18 protein-coding genes, 2 tRNA genes and 1 pseudogene are annotated in these 17,185 nt (G+C 65.6%); 7 read left to right on the top strand and 14 right to left on the bottom strand.

Translation table 11 applies throughout. The features are described 5' to 3' along the window. Window positions 1–112: 112 nt before the first annotated feature. The 8 genes from XF30_RS16705 to XF30_RS16675 form a co-directional block, all read right to left on the bottom strand. Window positions 113–328, bottom strand: coding sequence for a hypothetical protein (locus XF30_RS16705; RefSeq protein ID WP_036010888.1), 216 nt, complete (start codon window positions 326–328; stop codon window positions 113–115). Window positions 329–666: 338 nt separating this feature from the next. Then, window positions 667–1,896 carry a CaiB/BaiF CoA transferase family protein gene (locus tag XF30_RS16700; RefSeq protein ID WP_109143336.1) on the bottom strand — a complete coding sequence of 410 codons (1,230 nt, stop codon included), beginning with the start codon at window positions 1,894–1,896 and terminating at the stop codon, window positions 667–669. Between the two features lie 180 nt (window positions 1,897–2,076). Continuing rightward, the gene (locus tag XF30_RS16695; protein ID WP_192893172.1) at window positions 2,077–3,279 is read right to left on the bottom strand and encodes an MFS transporter; all 1,203 of its coding nucleotides are present in this window, start codon (window positions 3,277–3,279) and stop codon (window positions 2,077–2,079) included. A gap of 132 nt (window positions 3,280–3,411) precedes the next feature. Next, on the bottom strand, window positions 3,412–4,239 hold the full coding sequence (locus tag XF30_RS16690; protein WP_036027676.1) for a 3-oxoadipate:acetyl-CoA acetyltransferase: 828 nt from the start codon (window positions 4,237–4,239) through the stop codon (window positions 3,412–3,414). Between the two features lie 287 nt (window positions 4,240–4,526). Further along, window positions 4,527–4,697, bottom strand: a complete 171-nt coding sequence (locus tag XF30_RS38530; protein ID WP_192893171.1) for a hypothetical protein — start codon at window positions 4,695–4,697, stop codon at window positions 4,527–4,529. Between the two features lie 13 nt (window positions 4,698–4,710). Further along, on the bottom strand, window positions 4,711–4,926 hold the full coding sequence (locus XF30_RS16685) for a hypothetical protein (protein WP_036010879.1): 216 nt from the start codon (window positions 4,924–4,926) through the stop codon (window positions 4,711–4,713). Between the two features lie 61 nt (window positions 4,927–4,987). Next, window positions 4,988–6,322 (bottom strand): PQQ-dependent sugar dehydrogenase, encoded by a 1,335-nt coding sequence (locus XF30_RS16680; RefSeq protein WP_109143334.1) that lies wholly within the window; start codon window positions 6,320–6,322, stop codon window positions 4,988–4,990. After that, a complete protein-coding gene (locus tag XF30_RS16675; RefSeq protein ID WP_036010873.1) occupies window positions 6,319–6,771 on the bottom strand; it encodes a DUF2231 domain-containing protein in 453 nt (150 codons plus the stop codon). The genes XF30_RS16680 and XF30_RS16675 overlap by 4 nt, the downstream gene beginning before the upstream one ends. Before the next feature lie 164 nt (window positions 6,772–6,935). Between XF30_RS16675 and XF30_RS16670 the strand changes: the two genes are divergently transcribed. Next, a complete protein-coding gene (locus tag XF30_RS16670; RefSeq protein ID WP_109143333.1) occupies window positions 6,936–7,799 on the top strand; it encodes a formate/nitrite transporter family protein in 864 nt (287 codons plus the stop codon). 88 nt (window positions 7,800–7,887) lie between these two features. Further along, window positions 7,888–8,091 carry a hypothetical protein gene (locus XF30_RS16665; RefSeq protein WP_109143332.1) on the top strand — a complete coding sequence of 68 codons (204 nt, stop codon included), beginning with the start codon at window positions 7,888–7,890 and terminating at the stop codon, window positions 8,089–8,091. Window positions 8,092–8,157: 66 nt separating this feature from the next. On the opposite strand, the gene XF30_RS16660 is transcribed toward XF30_RS16665, so the two are convergent. Beyond that, window positions 8,158–8,231, bottom strand: a tRNA-Gly gene (locus XF30_RS16660). Between the two features lie 329 nt (window positions 8,232–8,560). After that, window positions 8,561–10,306, bottom strand: a pseudogene (locus XF30_RS16655) (PAS domain-containing hybrid sensor histidine kinase/response regulator); the annotation flags it as partial. Between the two features lie 387 nt (window positions 10,307–10,693). On the opposite strand from XF30_RS16655, the gene XF30_RS40155 reads away from it, so the two are divergent. Further along, the gene (locus XF30_RS40155; RefSeq protein ID WP_502696106.1) at window positions 10,694–10,915 is read left to right on the top strand and encodes a hypothetical protein; all 222 of its coding nucleotides are present in this window, start codon (window positions 10,694–10,696) and stop codon (window positions 10,913–10,915) included. 11 nt (window positions 10,916–10,926) lie between these two features. On the opposite strand, the gene XF30_RS40150 is transcribed toward XF30_RS40155, so the two are convergent. Then, window positions 10,927–11,088, bottom strand: coding sequence for a hypothetical protein (locus XF30_RS40150; RefSeq protein ID WP_502696105.1), 162 nt, complete (start codon window positions 11,086–11,088; stop codon window positions 10,927–10,929). A gap of 127 nt (window positions 11,089–11,215) precedes the next feature. Beyond that, window positions 11,216–11,401, bottom strand: a complete 186-nt coding sequence (locus tag XF30_RS16640; protein WP_036010865.1) for a hypothetical protein — start codon at window positions 11,399–11,401, stop codon at window positions 11,216–11,218. Between the two features lie 211 nt (window positions 11,402–11,612). Between XF30_RS16640 and XF30_RS16635 the strand changes: the two genes are divergently transcribed. Next, the gene (locus tag XF30_RS16635; protein WP_036027698.1) at window positions 11,613–11,987 is read left to right on the top strand and encodes a YciI family protein; all 375 of its coding nucleotides are present in this window, start codon (window positions 11,613–11,615) and stop codon (window positions 11,985–11,987) included. Here XF30_RS16635 and XF30_RS16630 read toward each other — a convergent pair. Next, window positions 11,954–12,547 (bottom strand): TMEM175 family protein, encoded by a 594-nt coding sequence (locus tag XF30_RS16630; protein ID WP_109143331.1) that lies wholly within the window; start codon window positions 12,545–12,547, stop codon window positions 11,954–11,956. The two genes, XF30_RS16635 and XF30_RS16630, sit on opposite strands and share 34 nt — an antisense overlap. Window positions 12,548–12,669: 122 nt before the next feature. Here XF30_RS16630 and XF30_RS16625 point away from each other — a divergent pair, with 122 nt between their 5' ends. The 3 genes from XF30_RS16625 to XF30_RS16615 all read left to right on the top strand — a co-directional run bounded on the left by XF30_RS16625 (window position 12,670) and on the right by XF30_RS16615 (window position 16,891). Next, window positions 12,670–14,727 carry an ATP-dependent helicase gene (locus XF30_RS16625; RefSeq protein WP_109143330.1) on the top strand — a complete coding sequence of 686 codons (2,058 nt, stop codon included), beginning with the start codon at window positions 12,670–12,672 and terminating at the stop codon, window positions 14,725–14,727. A 56-nt stretch (window positions 14,728–14,783) separates the two neighbouring features. Further along, window positions 14,784–15,764: an NADPH:quinone oxidoreductase family protein gene (locus XF30_RS16620; RefSeq protein ID WP_109143329.1), complete on the top strand. Its 981-nt coding sequence runs from the start codon at window positions 14,784–14,786 to the stop codon at window positions 15,762–15,764. Between the two features lie 95 nt (window positions 15,765–15,859). Continuing rightward, window positions 15,860–16,891: an LLM class flavin-dependent oxidoreductase gene (locus tag XF30_RS16615; protein ID WP_109143328.1), complete on the top strand. Its 1,032-nt coding sequence runs from the start codon at window positions 15,860–15,862 to the stop codon at window positions 16,889–16,891. Window positions 16,892–17,014: 123 nt separating this feature from the next. On the opposite strand, the gene XF30_RS16610 is transcribed toward XF30_RS16615, so the two are convergent. Continuing rightward, window positions 17,015–17,100: transfer RNA gene (locus XF30_RS16610), tRNA-Tyr, on the bottom strand. Window positions 17,101–17,185: the final 85 nt, after the last annotated feature.

The raw sequence follows: 17,185 nt of genomic DNA, 5'->3' as shown, positions 1-17,185 counted from the left end.
TCGCCGAGGCGATCCGACCTCTCCCCGCAAGCGGGGAGAGGTGAAGTCAGCGCCATTCACCTCACAACAGGCGATGCAGTCGATCTGGTCGAAGAATGATTGGTGGGCGGGACTACGCCCGCTGCGGCATCTCCTCGGCCTCTTCCTTGGCGAGCAGCAGCAGCATCTCGATGCCCATCTCGCCTTCCTGCGGCGAGCGGATGAACTTGATCTCGTCGGCGCTCTGCCGCAGCGCGGCAATGATGGCGACGGCCTGATTGGCGGTGGCCGCCTCGGTCGCCAGAATGGCCTTCTGGTCCTTGGCCTGGAACCCGATCGTGTAGGACATTCACTTCCCTCCCCGAACTCAAGTGGAGAGATCGAATCAGAGTCGGAGGCAAAGCGGAAGCCTGTGCGACTACGGACCGGGATTACTTGGGATTGCGGGCAAGCTTCACGCAAGCCCCGGCATGGCGCCCCGATTTTTCTCGCCGTTTCCGCAAGCGCGGCCCTCTTCCCTTCTCCCCTTGTGGGAGAAGGTGGCGCGAAGCGCCGGATGAGGGGTTCTCTCGACGAACTCGACTGCAGCTTTGCACGCGGAGAGAACCCCTCACCCGTCTCGCCGCTTTGCGGCGAGCCACCCTCTCCCACAAGGGGAGAGGGAAAGCCGGCGCCGCTTCGTCGAATCTAGATGATGCCCTGCGCCTTCAGCTGCTCGATCTTGCCGGCATCATAGCCGAGCTTGCCGCCGAGCACCTCCTGGGTGTGCTCCCCGAGCAGCGGCGGGGCGCGGTAGTCCTTGATCGGGGTCTCCGAGAGCGTCAGCGCGTTGCGGACCAGCGACAGATCGGGCTCGAAGGGATGGTTGACCTTCACGCGCATGCCGCGCGACTGGACGTGCGGGTCGGAGAACACCTGCTCGAAATTGTTGATCGGCCCCGAGGGCACCCCCGCCTCCTCCAGCTTCTCCAGCCAGTAGGCTACCTTTTGCTTCAGGAACAGGCCGGCGAAGATCGCCATGATCTCCTTGCCGTGCACGACGCGGTCGTTGTTCTTGACGAAGCGCGGATCGCTTGCGAGCTCGGGCGCGCCGAGCACGGCGCAGGTGCGCTGAAACTGGCCGTCATTGCCGACCACGACCATCAGCTCGCCGTCGGTGCAGCGGAACACGCCGGCCGGCATGCCGCCATTGCCCCAGGTGCCGCGGCGCGGCGGGATCTTGCCGTTGACGAGATAGATTTGCAGCCAGTGCGACAGCGATGCGATCACCGTATCGAATAGGCAGACGTCGATGTGCTGTCCCTGCCCGCCATTGGCGTCGCGATGGTAGAGCGCCGAGAGAATGCCGATCGAGGCGTTCATGCCGGTCATGTAGTCGACGATCGACGGGCCGACCTTCATCGGGCCCTCGCCCGGCTCGCCGTCGATATGGCCGGTGACGCTCATCAGGCCGCCCATCGCCTGCAGGATGGCGTCGTAGCCGGCGCGCGGCGCATAGGGGCCGGTCTGGCCGAAGCCGGTCACCGAGCAATAGATGATGCCGGGATTGATCGCCTTGATGGTCTCGTAGTCGAGGCCGTAACGCTTGAGGTCGCCGACCTTGTAATTCTCCATGAAGACGTCGGCATCCTTGGCGAGCTCGCGGACGATCGCCTGCCCTTCGGGCTTGGCGATGTTGACGGTGACCGACTTCTTGTTGCGATTGGCGCAGAGGTAGAACGAATTGTTGTTGTTGGCCTTGCCCTCGGGGTCGGTCAGGTAAGGCGGGCCGAAGGCGCGCGCGTCGTCGCCGGTGCCGGGCCGCTCGATCTTGATCACCTCGGCGCCGAGATCGCCCAGCATCTGGGCCGACAGCGGCCCGGCCAGCACGCGGGTGAGATCAAGGATCTTGATGCCTGAGAGCGGCAGGGCAGACATGTCGATTTCCTCCGGAGAACTGGATCTTGGCGCGGCGGCGGGATCGCGAGGCCGCGCTCCCTGCCGATACCACCATTTTCGCGCCCTGAGCACTGCACTGGCGGCATACGGCTATCTCCGGCCGGACCGGAGGTCGTCGCCGTCAGCAACTTTCCGCGCGGCGAAGATTGCGTGATCGGCTCAGGTCACAACAACCGGCAGCCGCGGCCGGCGCCGAGCGAGCAGAACGAGGATCAGCACCGTCGCGCAGGAGAACACCAGCGTGAGGCCGAGCGCGCCGCGGCTGCCGAACGCCGTGAGCAGGCCGACGAGGAGCGGCGGCGATATCGCGGAGGCCAAGTTGAGCGGCAGCGCGATCATCGACATCGCTTTGGCGAACTCGGCCTGGTCGTAGAACACCAGCGGGATGGTCGCCCGCGCCACCGCCATCGCGCCGCTGCCGGCGCCATAGAGCAGGATGAAGACCGCCACCGCCCAGGTGGCACCCTCGCCCGTCATCAGCAGCAGCATGGCCACCGGCAAGGCGCTGCCGGCGACGAGCCCCGTCGTGATGCCGTCCCATCGTCCGCCGCCGAGGAAATCCAGTCCGCGAGCGCTGACCTGGATCACGCCCAGCATGGAGCCGAACAAAAGCGCCTGAGCCGGCGCCAGCCCCTCTGCCCGCAACAGCTCGATCAGGATCGCACTGACGCCGAAATTGACGAAGGCGTTCAGCGTGATCGCGGCGACGACGAGACCGAACGTGCTCCGCGCAATCGCGGGCGGCGGCGACCGCGTGGCCGGCGCGGCGCCTTCGTCCCTTGCGATCTGTCGGCGCGGCGCGTAGAACGCATAGAGCGGAAGGCTGACGAGGAGCATCATCGCCGCATAGACCAGACATGTCCCCCGCCAGCCGAGGTGACCGCTCAGGAACGAGGTCGTCGGCCAGAAGATGCTGCTGGACAGGCCCGTCACCAGCATCAGCGCGCCGATCGCGTTCTTGGCCTGCCGCCCCGCGATCTCGTTCAGCATGATATAGGCGCCGGTCGACAGCGTGGCGCTGCCGGCGATCCCAAGCACGATCCACGCGGCGAAATAGAGCATCGGCTCGCGCGCCAGCGACAGCAGCACGAAGCCTGGCGCCGTGACGATCGTGCCGACCATCATCACCGTCCGCGCGCCATGCCGCGCAAACGACTTGGCGAGCAACGGACCGCACAGCCCCATCGAGACGTAGAGAACGGACGTGCCGGCGAACACCGCAGGCAGGCTCATGCCGAGATCGGCGGCGAGATCGCGCCCGACGATGGCGGGAAGCCCGATCGTGCCCCATCCGACCAGCTGCGTGGTGGCAAGCATCAGCAGGACCCCGATGAGCCTGCCGTCATATTTCAAGAACTGCATTCCAAACGTCGCCTGCCCGGCAGGCGCAGATTGCGCCTGTAGCACCTGTCTACTCGGAGAAACGGCGCACGGGAACGCCGGCCGCCGAATGGCAGGCGGCAGCCGGGAGCATGTGAGGACGAGGAAGTCGCCCTACCCTGCCATGGCGAGCAGCGATCGCGCCTCAGTCGCGGTCGCAACGCGCCGGCCGTGGCGCGCGACCGCCTCGCAGGCCAGGGTCACGAGCTCGGCGTTGCTGGCAGCAAGGCGCGTCTTGTCGATGCGGATATTGTCCTCGAGCCCGGTGCGGACCGCGTCCGCCCCTCGGGCGAGCGCCCACCCCATGACCTCGGCCTGATGGCGGCCGATTCCGGCTGCGGTCCAGGTTGCCTTCGGGATCAGCCGCCTGAGCTCGCCCAGGAGAATGTCGAGCACATGCTCGTCCGCCGGCATCGCGTTCTTGACGCCCATGACGAACTGCACGTGCGGACGCGCGTCGATGAGGCCCGCATCGATCAGGCGGCGGGCGCCATGCAGATGCGACAGATCGAAGATCTCGATTTCCGGCCGGATGCCGTTCGTCTTCATGCTAGTGGCGAGCGTCTCGACCAGCGCGGCGCTGTTCTCGTAGACGATGGTCGGAAAGTTCACCGATCCCGTGGAGAGCGAGGCCATGTCGGGCTTGAGGTAGAGCGCCGATCCGCGCGCCGAGGGATCACGGCCACGCCCGCCGGTCGAGAACTGGACGATCATATCAGGACAATGCTTTTTGATCCCCTCCTGCACCTGGGCAAAACGCTCGGGATCGGAGGACGGCGTCTCGTCGTCGTTGCGGACGTGGATATGCGCAAGCGTGGCGCCCGCCTCGAAGGCCTGGTGCGTCGATTCGATCTGCTCCGAGGGCAGGATCGGCACCGCCGGATTGTCCTTCTTGCGCGGAACGGAGCCGGTGATGGCGACGGCAATGACAGCGGGGTTCATCCAGCGACCTCATGATCTTTGCGCTCGCGCGCATAACGTTCGGCCAGTCTTGCTACAAGTGAAACCCTGTCGCCGCAACATTCGTCGATCGCAGCGACAGGGCCTTTTCGTCCGAATCAGGTCGGAAGTGCGGTCGCCCGGCCTGCTGTAGCCGTGCGGCTGGCGGCGGCGCGCGCGATGACCTCGAGGCGACTACCTCGATTCAAAGGCCGCTACGGAAATGACGGAGGAGTGCCGCCCGCCGCGTGCGATTGATCGCCTGGTCGGTTGGCCGCAGCGGAGCCCCCTCACGCGGTGTGGCCGGGATCCACGTGCTTCGGCGTCTTCTTCTCGCGCTGCGGCGTCATCTTGGCCGGATCGGGCGCGCCCGGCACGCCGCGCGGGCCGAGCTGGTCGCGCTGGATGTCGTCCTCGGAGCGGGATGGCTCGACGCCGTTGGGCTCACGGGGCTTGGCCATCGCGTCTTCCTTCTCAAGCGTTGTCCCGGACGCCGAGCGCGTTGCCTCCCGCCTCGCGGCCGGGCACGCTGACCTGAACTTCATGTCCCTCACGCAGCGCGAGGGATGCGGCGGCGACTGCGGACTCGAACGCGGCTTCCTTGGTGGCGTAGGTGTTCTTGACGTCGCCGTCGTGCAGCACGCCCCATTCGTCCCGCACCGGCACGATGGCATATTGCGCAAGGCCCATTGTCCAAACTCCTGGCTCTAGATTTCAGAAAAAAGGTCTGCACGACAACGCGCCTGCGCGCTTAACGTTGCGTCAGCTGCGGATCGGTCGCGCTCACTCGCCAGACCGTGTTGCCGCTGTCGTCCGCAACCAGAAGCGCGCCGGTCTTGTCGATGGCGACACCCACGGGGCGGCCGCGCGCCTTATTGCCGCTGTTGAGGAACCCGGTGACGACGTCCTGCGGCGGGCCGCTCGGCTTGCCGTCCGTGAACGGCACGAACACGACCTTGTAGCCGCTCAGCACCTGCCTGTTCCAACTGCCGTGCTCGCCAACGAAGGCGCCGCCGCGATAGGCGGCCGGCAGGCTGGTGCCGGTGTTGAAGGCGAGCCCGAGCGGGGCGACATGCGAGCTCAGCGCGTAGTCAGGCACGATCGCCCTGGCGACGAGATCCGGCCGCTCCGGCTTGACGCGGGGATCGACGTGCTGGCCGAAATAGCTGTAGGGCCAGCCATAGAAGCCGCCGCTCTTCACCGAGGTCATGTAATCAGGCACGAGATCAGGACCGAGCTCGTCGCGCTCGTTGACCACCGCCCAGAGTGCACCGGTCTGCGGCTCGAAGCTGAGGCCGTTGGGATTACGCAGGCCGCTTGCGAACACGCGCCAGCGGCCGCTGGCGCGATCGACCTCGAGGATGGCGGCGCGATTGTGCTCGGCCTCCATGCCCCTCTCGGCGGCGTTGCTGTTGGAGCCGACGCCGGCGTAAAGCTTCGAGCCGTCGGGGCTGGCGACCAGGCTCTTGGTCCAGTGATGGTTGATCGGACCGCCCGGCAGCGGCGTCAGCACCGTGCCCGGCGCGGTGATCTTCGTGTCCCCTTCGGTGTAGGGATATCTGACGATGGCGTCGGTGTTGGCGACATAGAGATCGTTGCCGACCAGCGCGACGCCGAACGGCGAGTTGAGATGGTCGAGGAAGACGCTTTGCGTCTCCGGCACGCCATCCCCGTTGCTGTCGCGCAGCAGCGTGATGCGGTTGCTCGCGCCGCTGTCGCCGCCGGAGGTCGCCCAGGACTGGATGACGCCCATCACGAGTTCCTTGGGCCGCTTGATCGGAGCGCCTTTCGGCGCCTTGGATTCCACCACCAGCACGTCGCCATTGGGGAGAACGTAGAGCGAGCGCGGGTGCTGCAGGCCGGTGGCGAAGGCCTTGGCCTGCAGGCCCTGCGCGACCGTCGGCGTCTCGTCCTTCTTCCAGCCGACGATGCGGGCAATGTGGACCGGCGGCAGCAGATATTGCTGGATTTCGGGAAGTGCCGGATTGGCGCCGACCTGCGCGTTGGGATCGCCGCTGCCGTCATTGCAGCCGGCCAGCCCCAGCAGCGACGCGCACAACAGCGCGCGGATCATCGCAGACCTCATCGTGCAACTCCCACGCCGTGGCGATAGACGAGAGCCCAGCCGAGCCACCCCGTGATCGGCAGGATCAGCACTGTGAGCGCGGACAAGGCGAGCCCGCTCGGCCACACGGAAGTCCAGCCATCGCGCATGTGGATCATCAGATTGACGATCGAAAGGATCAGCACCACGGCATTGCCGATCAGATGCGGCCAGGCCGGCGCCTGCGCCCGCACCAGCCGATTGCCGAGGAAGTCGATCAGGCCCGCGATCGCCGCCAGCACGCCGAAGACGATTCCGGCGAGCAGCAGCCAGGCCGAAAAATTCGCCCACATGATCTCGGCACTGGCGACATAGGCGATGTCGGTCAGCAGCGCCCCGACGAAACACGTAATCGGGATCGGCACCAGCATCGGATGAATCGGATGACCCGCGATCTGCGCGGTGGAACGCACGCGCACGTCGTCTTGCACGGTTGGCCTCGTGACTTTCACCCTTGCCCCCACGGCGAACTCCTGCTCATGACGAAGGTTCCTCCGCGTGCTGCACCGCGCCTGGAGCGAGGCTGCACCGCGCAAGGGGAACTGAATGGGACATCCGGAAGTCTTGACTGGATCAGCCTTTCGGAGACCGCAGCGTGGATCAGTCTGGCGACGGCGCCTCATTCAACCCAGCATCCAAGCTCGACGGCGTGTCGCGGCGCCAGACCAGGCAGATCGAATCCCAGAGCAGGCCAAGCGCCGCGCTGATTCATGAGACGATCCGCGCCGAAGGCGAGCAGGAGCTGGAGCGGCGATGGTGGGCCATCGTGCTGTCCGGTTTTGCCGCCGGCCTTTCGATAAGCCTGTCGCTGATCGTTCAGGGCGAGTTGCATGCGCTGATCTCGGATGAGGCGACCCGCCGCCTGGTTGCTCCGCTCGGCTACACCGTCGGCTTCCTGGTCGTCGTGCTGGGACGACAACAGCTCTTCACCGAGAACACGCTGACACCGATCCTGCCGCTGTTGCACAACAGGGATCTCGGCACCTTCGCAAGCGTGCTCAAGCTCTGGATCCTGGTTCTCGCCTCGAATATCGCAGGGACCTGGGCGGCCGCCTCCGTGCTCGCTCGCACCAGCATCTTCGAACCTCGCATCGTGGACGCCTTCATCGATCTCAGCCGACCGACGATCGAGGGGACGTTCTCAAGCACCTTCGTCAGGGCCATCTTCGCCGGCTGGCTGATCGCCTCGATGGCCTGGCTTCTTCCGGCTGCCAAAGGCTCGCGCGCACACATCATCGTAGTGATGACCTATGTGGTCGCACTCGGCCAGTTCTTGCACATCGTCGCGGGTTCGATCGAGTGCGCCTTTCTGGTGCAGAGCGGCCTGGCCTCGTTCAGCCAATATGCCTCCGACTTCTTCATACCCACGCTACTCGGCAATATTATCGGCGGAACGACCCTGGTTGCGCTGCTGAACTACGGACAGGTCGCCGCCGAAATCGATAACCACAGGGGATAGAGCCTGCACGAAGCGGCTGCTTTGGACAGGAACGATAGCGCAGAGCTGGGTTTGCCCTAGCAATCAACGCGGTCAAGCAGGATCATTCATGAGCATCGAGAGCAAGAGCCCATTCGACAAGGAACCGGCCGAAGGATCACGCGACATCATTGATCGCGAACTTCAGCGCGGCGACGAGGCCGACAAGAACAAGGTCGATCATCTCCCCGGCGTGAAGGTCAGCGGACAGCCTCAAGGCGGCGCGCTCGATCGCGCACGGAAGGATCGGAGCGACGGGACGAGGAATAGCTGATCGGCCGTCAAGCCACGGGGGGCTATCGAGGAAATGCCCTGCTGGGATATCGCGTCCAACAGGTTCTGGAGCGGGTGAAGGGAATCGAACCCTCGTATTCAGCTTGGAAGGCTGCTGCTCTACCATTGAGCTACACCCGCGTTGGGGGCTCCCTAACACGGCCGGGCTGCGGTCTCAACTGCCCAGGAGGTCGCTTTCCGGCGTCTTCGGCGGCCTTGCGAACCACCCGGGTTCCTGCGGACCCGCCGCCCCTTAACAGCGGCGGGATCGCCGCCTATATTGAAGACTTCCGAAACCAACGAAAGGAGGTGATCCAGTGTCTTATCTCAAGCGCTGTCACCTCGCTGGGATCGCCCGCTAAGCTTCGAGTAGGGCTTGGCATCGGGGCGCTCTCAGCCCTGGACCAGCGAGCAAGAAATCGGGCGCGACGGGGCTTCCCCGCCGCGCCTTTTTCGTCTGTCGCCGCGGCTCAGGCGGGCGGCTCGCCGGCAAGCACCTCGCGAATCTTCTGCGACAGCTCCGCCTTGCGGTATGGCTTGAACAGCAGCGCCACGCCGGGATCGAGATGTCCGTCGTGGACGATGGTGTTGTCGGTATAGCCGGAGGTGTAGAGCACCCTCACGCCCGGCCGGCGGAGCCTGACGGCTTCGGCCAATTCATGCCCGTTCATGCCGCCGGGCATGATGATGTCCGTGAACAGCAGATCGAATCGGGCACCCTGGTCGACCAGCGTCAGCGCGGACGCGCCGTCGCTCGCAGCGAGCGTGCGGTAGCCGAGGCCGCCGAGTTGCGCGATGACATAGCCCTGGACCAGCGGATCGTCCTCCACCACGAGTATCGTCTCCCGCCCGCGCGCCGTGGCGGGCGCTTGAACCGGCGCCGTCCTGGCCACCGCCTCGCCCTTTGCCCGCGGCAGGAACAGCCGCATCACGGTGCCGCGCCCCTCCTCGCTTTCGATCGCAACAGTGCCGCCGCTCTGGCGGGCAAAGCCGTAGACCATGCTCAGCCCCAGACCGGTGCCGCGGCCGACCCCCTTGGTCGTGAAGAACGGCTCGAAAACACGCTCGCGGATATCGGCCGGAATGCCGTGACCGGTGTCGCCGACTGCAACCATCACGAAGGCGCCGCGCACGCCCTCACCAGCGGTCCCCGTGCCGTCGAGCTCGCGGTTCGCGGTTTCGAGGGTGAGCTTGCCGCCGCCCGGCATCGCGTCGCGCGCATTGACGGCGAGGTTGACGATCGCGGAGGACAGCTGCGACGGATCCACCATCGCGGACCAGGCCTCGTCGGCGAGCCGCGTCTCGATCTCGATTTGCTCGCCGAGCATCGGCCTCAGCAGCTTCGCGGTCTCGACCACGAGCGCGTTGACGTCGATCTCGCGCGGCTCCAGCGGCTGGCGGCGCGCGAAGGTCAGGAGTTGCGAGGTGATCTCCGCTCCGCGCGCGGCCGCATCATCGATCAATTGCGCGATCGCGGCCAGCTCGGGCTTGTCCGCAAGCCCCTCCTGGATGATCTCGATCGTACCGGTGATAACCGTGAGCACGTTGTTGAAATCGTGCGCCACGCCGCCTGTGAGCTGGCCGATCGCGTCCATCTTCTGGGACTGACGCAGCCGCTCCTCGATCTCGTGCTGCGCGGTGAGGTCGGTCGCGGAGCCGCGGTAGCCGAGGAAGCGTCCATCGTCGTCGAAAACCGGCTTGCCGTTGACGCTGAAATGATGCATCCGCCCGCGCGTGTCGCGTCCGCGATACTCGAATTTGCGGAACGGCTCGTGACGGTCCAGCGTCGCCAGATGCGCGCGCCATTTCTCGGCCTCGGTATCCCGATCGAGCGCAGTATCGATGCGACGCGTGCCGATCCGCACTTTGGGATCCATGCCGAAGGCAATCACCCGGTCAGAGAGATAGGTGAAGCAGTGGTCCGGCCCGGTTTCCCAGAACCAGTCGGACGCGGTTTCGGCATAGTCGCGGAAACGCTCTTCGCTCGCCCGCGCCTCCGCTTCGGCGCGCCGGCGGATGGTCAAATCGCGCTCGAGATTGGCGTTGGCCTCGCGCAGCTCGCCATAGGCCTGCTGGAGGTTCGCGCACATCGCGTTGAAAGCCTCGATCACCTTGTCCAGCTCGTCGGCATCGGAGGGCGGCCGGCGCTCCAGGCGTAACGGCGGTGGGGGCCGGGTCAGGCTGTATTTGCTGACGTACTCGGCGATGGCCGCAAGCGTCTCGATGTCGGTCAGACCAGGCTTCGCCGCCGTCGGCGCGATGGCGTGGCTGCGCTTGGCGTCCTCGTCAGCTGCGTTGGCCATGCACCATGTTCCCGAAATGGCGGCTCGCTGCTGCGGTCGAGCGGTTGCAGTCTCGAGCAATCCATGGGCTGAGACGCGCCCGTCTCGTCACCCGATGCAAGCGACGTCCCGTCGGCCCGCGAGCTCGAAGTCGGCAAGTCACGTCTTCCGCCCCCGCAGCGGCACTGCTGGGCAAATTATCACTGCTCGTGCTAAAATGTCATCGGTGAAAGTCCGGTATGGCTCGCGGGACGAGCGCGCAATGATCGTTGCGACCGGGTGTGCAGGCGCCAACTTGCGGTAGATCACGGGAGACGCCTGATGTGGCGGCTAGCCGTCGCCTGCCTGTCGCTGCTCGCCACTGACCCTGCGTTGGCGCAGGACACGATCCGGCTGGCGCGCATCGCCTGCAACCACTACCTGCATGAACGTCATTGCGATCTGGTGCCTGAGGTCGGCAAGGTCATCGCCCAGATGCAGGCGAGCGGCGAGCTGGCCTCGCTGCGCGAGGCGCTGGTCAAGCAGGTCTTGAGCGGGCAATGACGAATGCGGCGTCAGCCGGCGCGAAGCCGCTCGCGCAGCGCGACGGCGGCGATCAGCATGCCGACGCACCAGGCCACGACCGCGCGGTGCGGTTCCTCGCCGAGCAGCACCGTGACCAGAGCATGATCCGGAAAAGTGTGTAGCGGTTTTCCGAAAAGATCATGCTCAAACATAACCTCTGGTCAGAAGGCACGGGACGATGGCCTTGGAGGTCCGGATCATCAGCGCGAGCAGGAACGGCATCGCCGCGATCGATATCTGCGGAACGTCCATCTCGAACGCCCGCCTCGCCGCAAGGCTTCAGAAGCCGAAGAAGTTGAACGCGCGCCGCAGTTTGCCGCGCCGGCTCTCGACGATCCGCTCACCGCCGTTCTCAGCCGAGCTGCCGTAATAGCGGTGATGGCCGGCCTGGTCGTGCAGATCGGCCGGCTCCGACTGCCCTGCCCGCCGCGCGTCGCAGATGATCTTGATGGTATGACCCGACATTGCCGCCTCCAGCAAAGAACTTGTTGTTTATGGTCCATCAGTCGCGATCAGTTCCGGCGGCGTTCACATGGGCAAGGGCGCAATCGGGTTTCAGGACGGTTTCGCCGCTTGCGGGCCACGCAATATTTTGCTTCGGAAGTGTCGGCACGGGCTGCCGTGCCACGTCCTCAGGACTTGCGCAGAAACAAAAGCAGAAAAGAACGAGGTGACGATGCTGTACGCCATCCTGGCCTATCACGTGGAAGACGAGGTCCTGTCCTGGACGCCGGAGCAGGATGCCGCGGTCGTCGCCAAGGTAATCGAGGTTCAGGCGCCGCTGCGGGCCAGCGGGCAGTTTGGTCCGGCGGCCCGGCTGGATGAGACCCGGAAGGCCCGCACCTTGCGGGGTCCCGGCGCGGGAATGGTGCTGGACGGGCCGTTTGCCGAGACCAAGGAGCAGCTTCTCGGCTTCCACTTGATGCAATGCGCCACCGAGGAGGAAGCGATCGAAGCGGCGCGGAAGCTGCGCGCGGTCAATCCGACGGCGGTGTACGAGATCCGCCCGGTCAAGCTTTACGTGCCGGCCGATGGGTTCGGCGCGACATAGAAGCGCTGGATCAGGAGGCCGCCAAAGGCAAAACACCAGACGTAGGGCGCGATATGCGGCGCAAACGCCGCAACGATGGTGCCCGGGATGAACACGGCGACCGGAAACAGCGAAGCCATGATCTCGCGGCTCCAGCCGCGCAGGATGGTCCACCACAGCAAGGCATTGAGGCCGCCGATCGTGGTCAGGTGCAGGCCGTAGAGCACCGCCACCGCGCTGCTCATGGCGTAGTTGGTGTAGAGCCCGTTGGTGACCGGCAGCAGCACGATCGAGAGCAGGAAGAAAAGGTTGAGGACCACCATGCCACGGCTGCCGACGGGCTGACGTGCCAGCCGGCGGTGATGGCTGATCCAGAACACCCCGGCGATGATGAAGCTGAGCGCGAAGCCGGCAAGCTTGCCGGAATACACCCGGGCGAGATCGTTCCAGTCGCGCGCGCCACTGAACACTGCCGCCTTCGGCAAATCGTAAGCCAGCAGCGTCATGGCGACGCCGAAAATGGTGTTGCTGAGCGACTCCAGCCGCCGCATCTCGAATTGTTCGGGTTTGAGCTCGGTCATCTCGCCATGGGGTGCTGGAACCAAAGGGCTGTCTTCCCCCTAAATCCTAATTCCAGTTCCGTCCAGCCGCATTGCGATTCGCGCCGGGATCGCCGAGTCTCATCCTTTCACCGGGGCGATTCGTGGCGACATATCTGGACACGCTCAATGCGGAGCAGCGCCGCGCCGTCGAGCATGGCGTGGCCGACGGCGCAATCGTGGGCGGCCCCCTGCTCGTCATCGCCGGTGCCGGCTCCGGCAAGACCAACACGCTCGCCCACCGCGTCGCGCATCTGATCGTCGCAGGCGCCGATCCCCGCCGCATCCTGCTGATGACGTTCTCCCGACGCGCGGCGGCGGAGATGGCCGGCCGGGTCGAGCGCATCGCGCGCAAGGTGCTGGGCGAGAACAACGCCGCAATCATGCGCGATGCGCTGACCTGGGCCGGCACCTTCCACGGCATCGGCGCGCGGCTGTTGCGCGAATATGCCGAGCGGATCGGGGTCGATCCCGCCTTCACCATCCATGACCGCGAGGATTCTGCCGACCTGATGAACCTGGTCCGGCACGAGCGCGGCCTGTCGAAGACCGAGAGCCGCTTTCCGGCCAAGGGCACCTGCCTGTCGATCTATTCCCGCTGCGTCAATGCCGAGATGGAGATCGAGAAGGTGCTCGCCCAGCATTTTCCCTGGTGCGCGGGCTGGGCCGCCGAGCTGAAGGGTCTGTTCGCCGCCTATGTCGAGGCCAAGCAGGCCCAGCACGTGCTCGATTACGACGATCTGCTGCTGTATTGGTCGCAGATGATGGGCGATGCGCTGATCGCTCAGGAGATCGGCGGCCGCTTCGACCACGTGCTGGTCGACGAATATCAGGACACCAACCGTCTGCAATCCTCGATCCTCTTGGCGCTCAAGCCCGACGGCCGCGGCCTCACCGTGGTCGGCGACGACGCGCAGTCGATCTATTCGTTTCGCGCCGCCACCGTGCGCAACATCCTGGACTTTCCGCAGAGCTTCTCGCCGCGCGCGGAGATGATCACGCTCGACCGCAATTACCGCTCGACGCAGGCGGTGCTGTCGGCGGCGAACGGCGTGATCGGCCTCGCCCGCGAGCGCTTCACCAAGAACCTCTGGACCGACCGCACCTCAGGTCAGAAGCCGCAGCTCGTCACCGTGCACGACGAGGCCGACCAGGCGCGCTACATCGTCGAGGCGGTGCTGGCGAACCGCGAGCAAGGCGCGCTGCTCAAGCACCAGGCGGTGCTGTTCCGCACCTCCTCGCATTCGGGTCCGCTGGAGATCGAGCTGACCCGCCGCAACATCCCCTTCGTCAAGTTCGGCGGCCTGAAATTCCTGGATGCCGCGCATGTCAAGGACGTGCTGGCCGTGTTGCGCTTCGCCGAGAATCCGCGCGACCGCGTCGCCGGCTTTCGCATCCTGCACCTGCTGCCGGGCATCGGGCCTGCGACCGCACAGCGCGTGCTGGACCAGATGGCGGAGAGCACCGACCCGCTTGCCGCGCTCGGCCGGCTGCCGGGGCCGGCGCGCACCGGCGAGGACTGGACCTGTTTCGTCCGCACGGTCGAAAACTTGCGCTATTCGGAATGGCCCGTCGACCTCGAACGGGTGCGGCTCTGGTACGAGCCGCATCTCGACCGCATGCACGAGGATGCCGAGACGCGCCGCGCCGATCTGATGCAACTCGAGCAGATCGCGAGCGGCTATGCCTCTCGCGAGAAATTCCTGACCGAGCTCACGCTCGATCCGCCGGATGCGACCAGCGACAAATCAGGGCCACCCCTGCGCGACGAGGACTACCTGATCCTCTCCACCATCCACTCCGCCAAGGGCCAGGAGTGGAAATCGGTGTTCGTGCTCAACGTCGTCGACGGCTGCATGCCGTCCGATCTCGGCGCCGGCACCAGCGCCGAGATCGAGGAGGAGCGCCGCCTGCTCTATGTCGCGATGACGCGCGCCAAGGACGATCTGCATCTCGTCGTGCCGCAGCGCTTCTTCGTGCACGGTCAGGCCGCCAGGGGCGACCGCCACGTCTACGCCTCGCGCACCCGGTTCATCCCGGAGCAATTGGTCTACCTGTTCGAGCGCACCGCCTGGCCGAAGGCAGCAAGCGGTGCCGCGCGCAGCGCGGCGCAGGGGCCGAAGATCGACATCGGGGCAAGGATGCGGGGGATGTGGCGGTAGACACAAGAGGCTAGTGTCGAGACCTGTCAGGATAACTGGAACAACAGAGGTCCGACATGAAAGCCGTTGTCGTCGAGCAATACGCCCCCATCGATCAGATCGAGCTGAAGGACGTACCGCCGCCGTCCATGGAGGCGGGACAGCTGCGCATCCGGGTGGAAGCTGCCGGGATTGGCTTCGTCGACGGGCTGAAGATCGAGGGACGCTACCAGACCAAGGACCCCCTGCCCTTCATTCCCGGGACGGAGTTCGCGGGGGTGGTGACGGACGCGCCCGGCGCACCGGGCGGTTACCAACCCGGCATGCGCGTGATGGGCATGACGCGATCGGGCGCACTGGCCGAAGAGATCGTCGTTAGGCCTGAAGCGGTCCATCCCCTGCCGGATGGCGTCGCAGCCGAGGTCGCCGCCTCGTTTCGCGCCAATTACCTGACGGCCCTTTATGCGCTGGGCGCGCGCGCTTCGCTGGCCGCAGGCGAGCAGCTTCTCGTGCTGGGTGCCGCCGGCGGCACTGGGATTGCGGCCGTCCAGATTGGAAAGCTGCTCGGCGCTCGCGTCATCGCGGCTGCATCAACACCAGAGAAGCGCGAGTTTGCGCAGGCGCATGGCGCCGATGCGGTGATCGACTATACGCAGGCCGGCTGGCGCGACACGCTCAAGGAGTTGACGGCAGGACGTGGCGCGGACGTGATCTTCGATCCCGTTGGCGGCGAAATCTCGGTGCAGGCATTTCGATCCATCGCCTGGCGCGGACGCCATCTCGTGGTCGGCTTTGCCGCCGGCGCCATTCCCGCGCTGCCGTTCAATCTGCCGCTGCTGAAAGGCGGCGCCTTACTCGGTGTCGATCTTGCGCAGATTCCAACGCGCGAGCCCGATGTGCAGAAGCGCCTGATGTCACAATTGACGGACTGGCTTGCCGATGGCCAGTTGAAGCCCGTGGTCGGCCAAGTCTTCGCCTTCGAGGATTTCCGCGCGGCATTCAAGACGATGCAGACGCGCGCTGCGCTCGGCAAGATGGTGGTGCGCATCGGGCGATAAGATCCACAAACGGAAACCGAGCATTTCCGCACGTGCGCTTGTGACCGGGCTGCGGTCCCTTAGATGTGGCCGATCCTCCCACAGAGACCTGATCGATGACCCCACCGCTCGAATTCGGACTGGATACCTTTGGCGACGTCACAAGAGATGCGTCCGGCGACATGATTCCGCATGCGCAGGTGATCCGCAACGTGGTCGACGAAGCGGTGCTGGCGGACGAGCTCGGTCTCGATTTCATCGGTCTCGGCGAGCATCACCGCGCCGATTTCGCGATCTCCTCGCCGGAGACCGTGCTCGCGGCGATCGCATCGCGCACCAGGCGCATCCATCTCGGCTCGGCCGTGACGGTGCTGTCTTCGGACGATCCCATCCGCGTGTTCCAGCGCTTTGCCACGCTGGATGCGGTCTCGAACGGACGCGCCGAGGTGATCCTCGGCCGCGGCTCGTTCACCGAATCCTTCCCGCTGTTCGGCTTCGACCTGCGCAAATATGAAGAGCTGTTCGAGGAGAAGCTCGATCTGTTCGCCGCGCTCTTGTCGCAGCAGCCGGTCACCTGGCAAGGCAAGCTGCGCCCGCCGCTGAAAGATCAACTGGTCTATCCGCCGGTCGAGAACGGCAAGCTGAAAACCTGGATCGGCGTCGGCGGCAGTCCGCAATCGGTGGTGCGCGCCGCGCATTACGATCTGCCCTTGATGCTGGCGATCATCGGCGGCGATCCCGCGCGCTTTGCGCCCTATGTCGAGCTCTATCATCGGGCCTTCAGGGAGTTCGGTCGCCCGGCCCAGCCGATCGGCGTGCATTCGCCGGGCTTCGTCGCCGAGACCGACGCGCAGGCACGCGAGGAGCTGTGGCCCGATTACAAGGCGATGCGCGACCGCATCGGCAAGGAGCGCGGCTGGCCCCCGATGGGACGCGACGAGTTCGTCCATGAGGCCGAGCACGGCTCGCTCTATGTCGGCTCGCCGGAAACGGTGGCGCGCAAGATCGCGAAGACCGCAAAGGCGCTCGGGCTTTCGCGGTTTCAGTTGAAGTATTCGGCGGGGCCATTGCCGCACGAGAAGCTGATGCGGAGCATCGAGCTCTACGGGCGGAAGGTGGTGCCGATGGTGCGGGAGATGATGGGGTAGCGGGCTCGAGATGAGTCAGTCCGCCTACGCCCTGCGGGCTACGGCGTGACAGCCTTCGCTCACTTCGCGCCACGAGCACTTGTGCTGGCTTGCCGAGCCGTAGCTCGCGAAGCGAGCGAAGGCTGGTGGGGGAGGCAGGACTCGAACCTGCGAAGCCATGAGGCGGCTGATTTACAGTCAGCTCCCTTTGCCACTCGGGACACTCCCCCGCTCGACGGCAGCACAATCGGGCCGGACCTTGCCGGCGGACCGAAGACGGCCATGGAACGTGAAGGCCGCGGCAACCCGTATCGG

Origin of the sequence: Bradyrhizobium sp. SUTN9-2 (genome assembly GCF_003122645.1) — a bacterium.
Lineage (GTDB): Bacteria > Pseudomonadota > Alphaproteobacteria > Rhizobiales > Xanthobacteraceae > Bradyrhizobium > Bradyrhizobium yuanmingense.
This window is presented reverse-complemented; position numbering and strand designations above follow the sequence as displayed.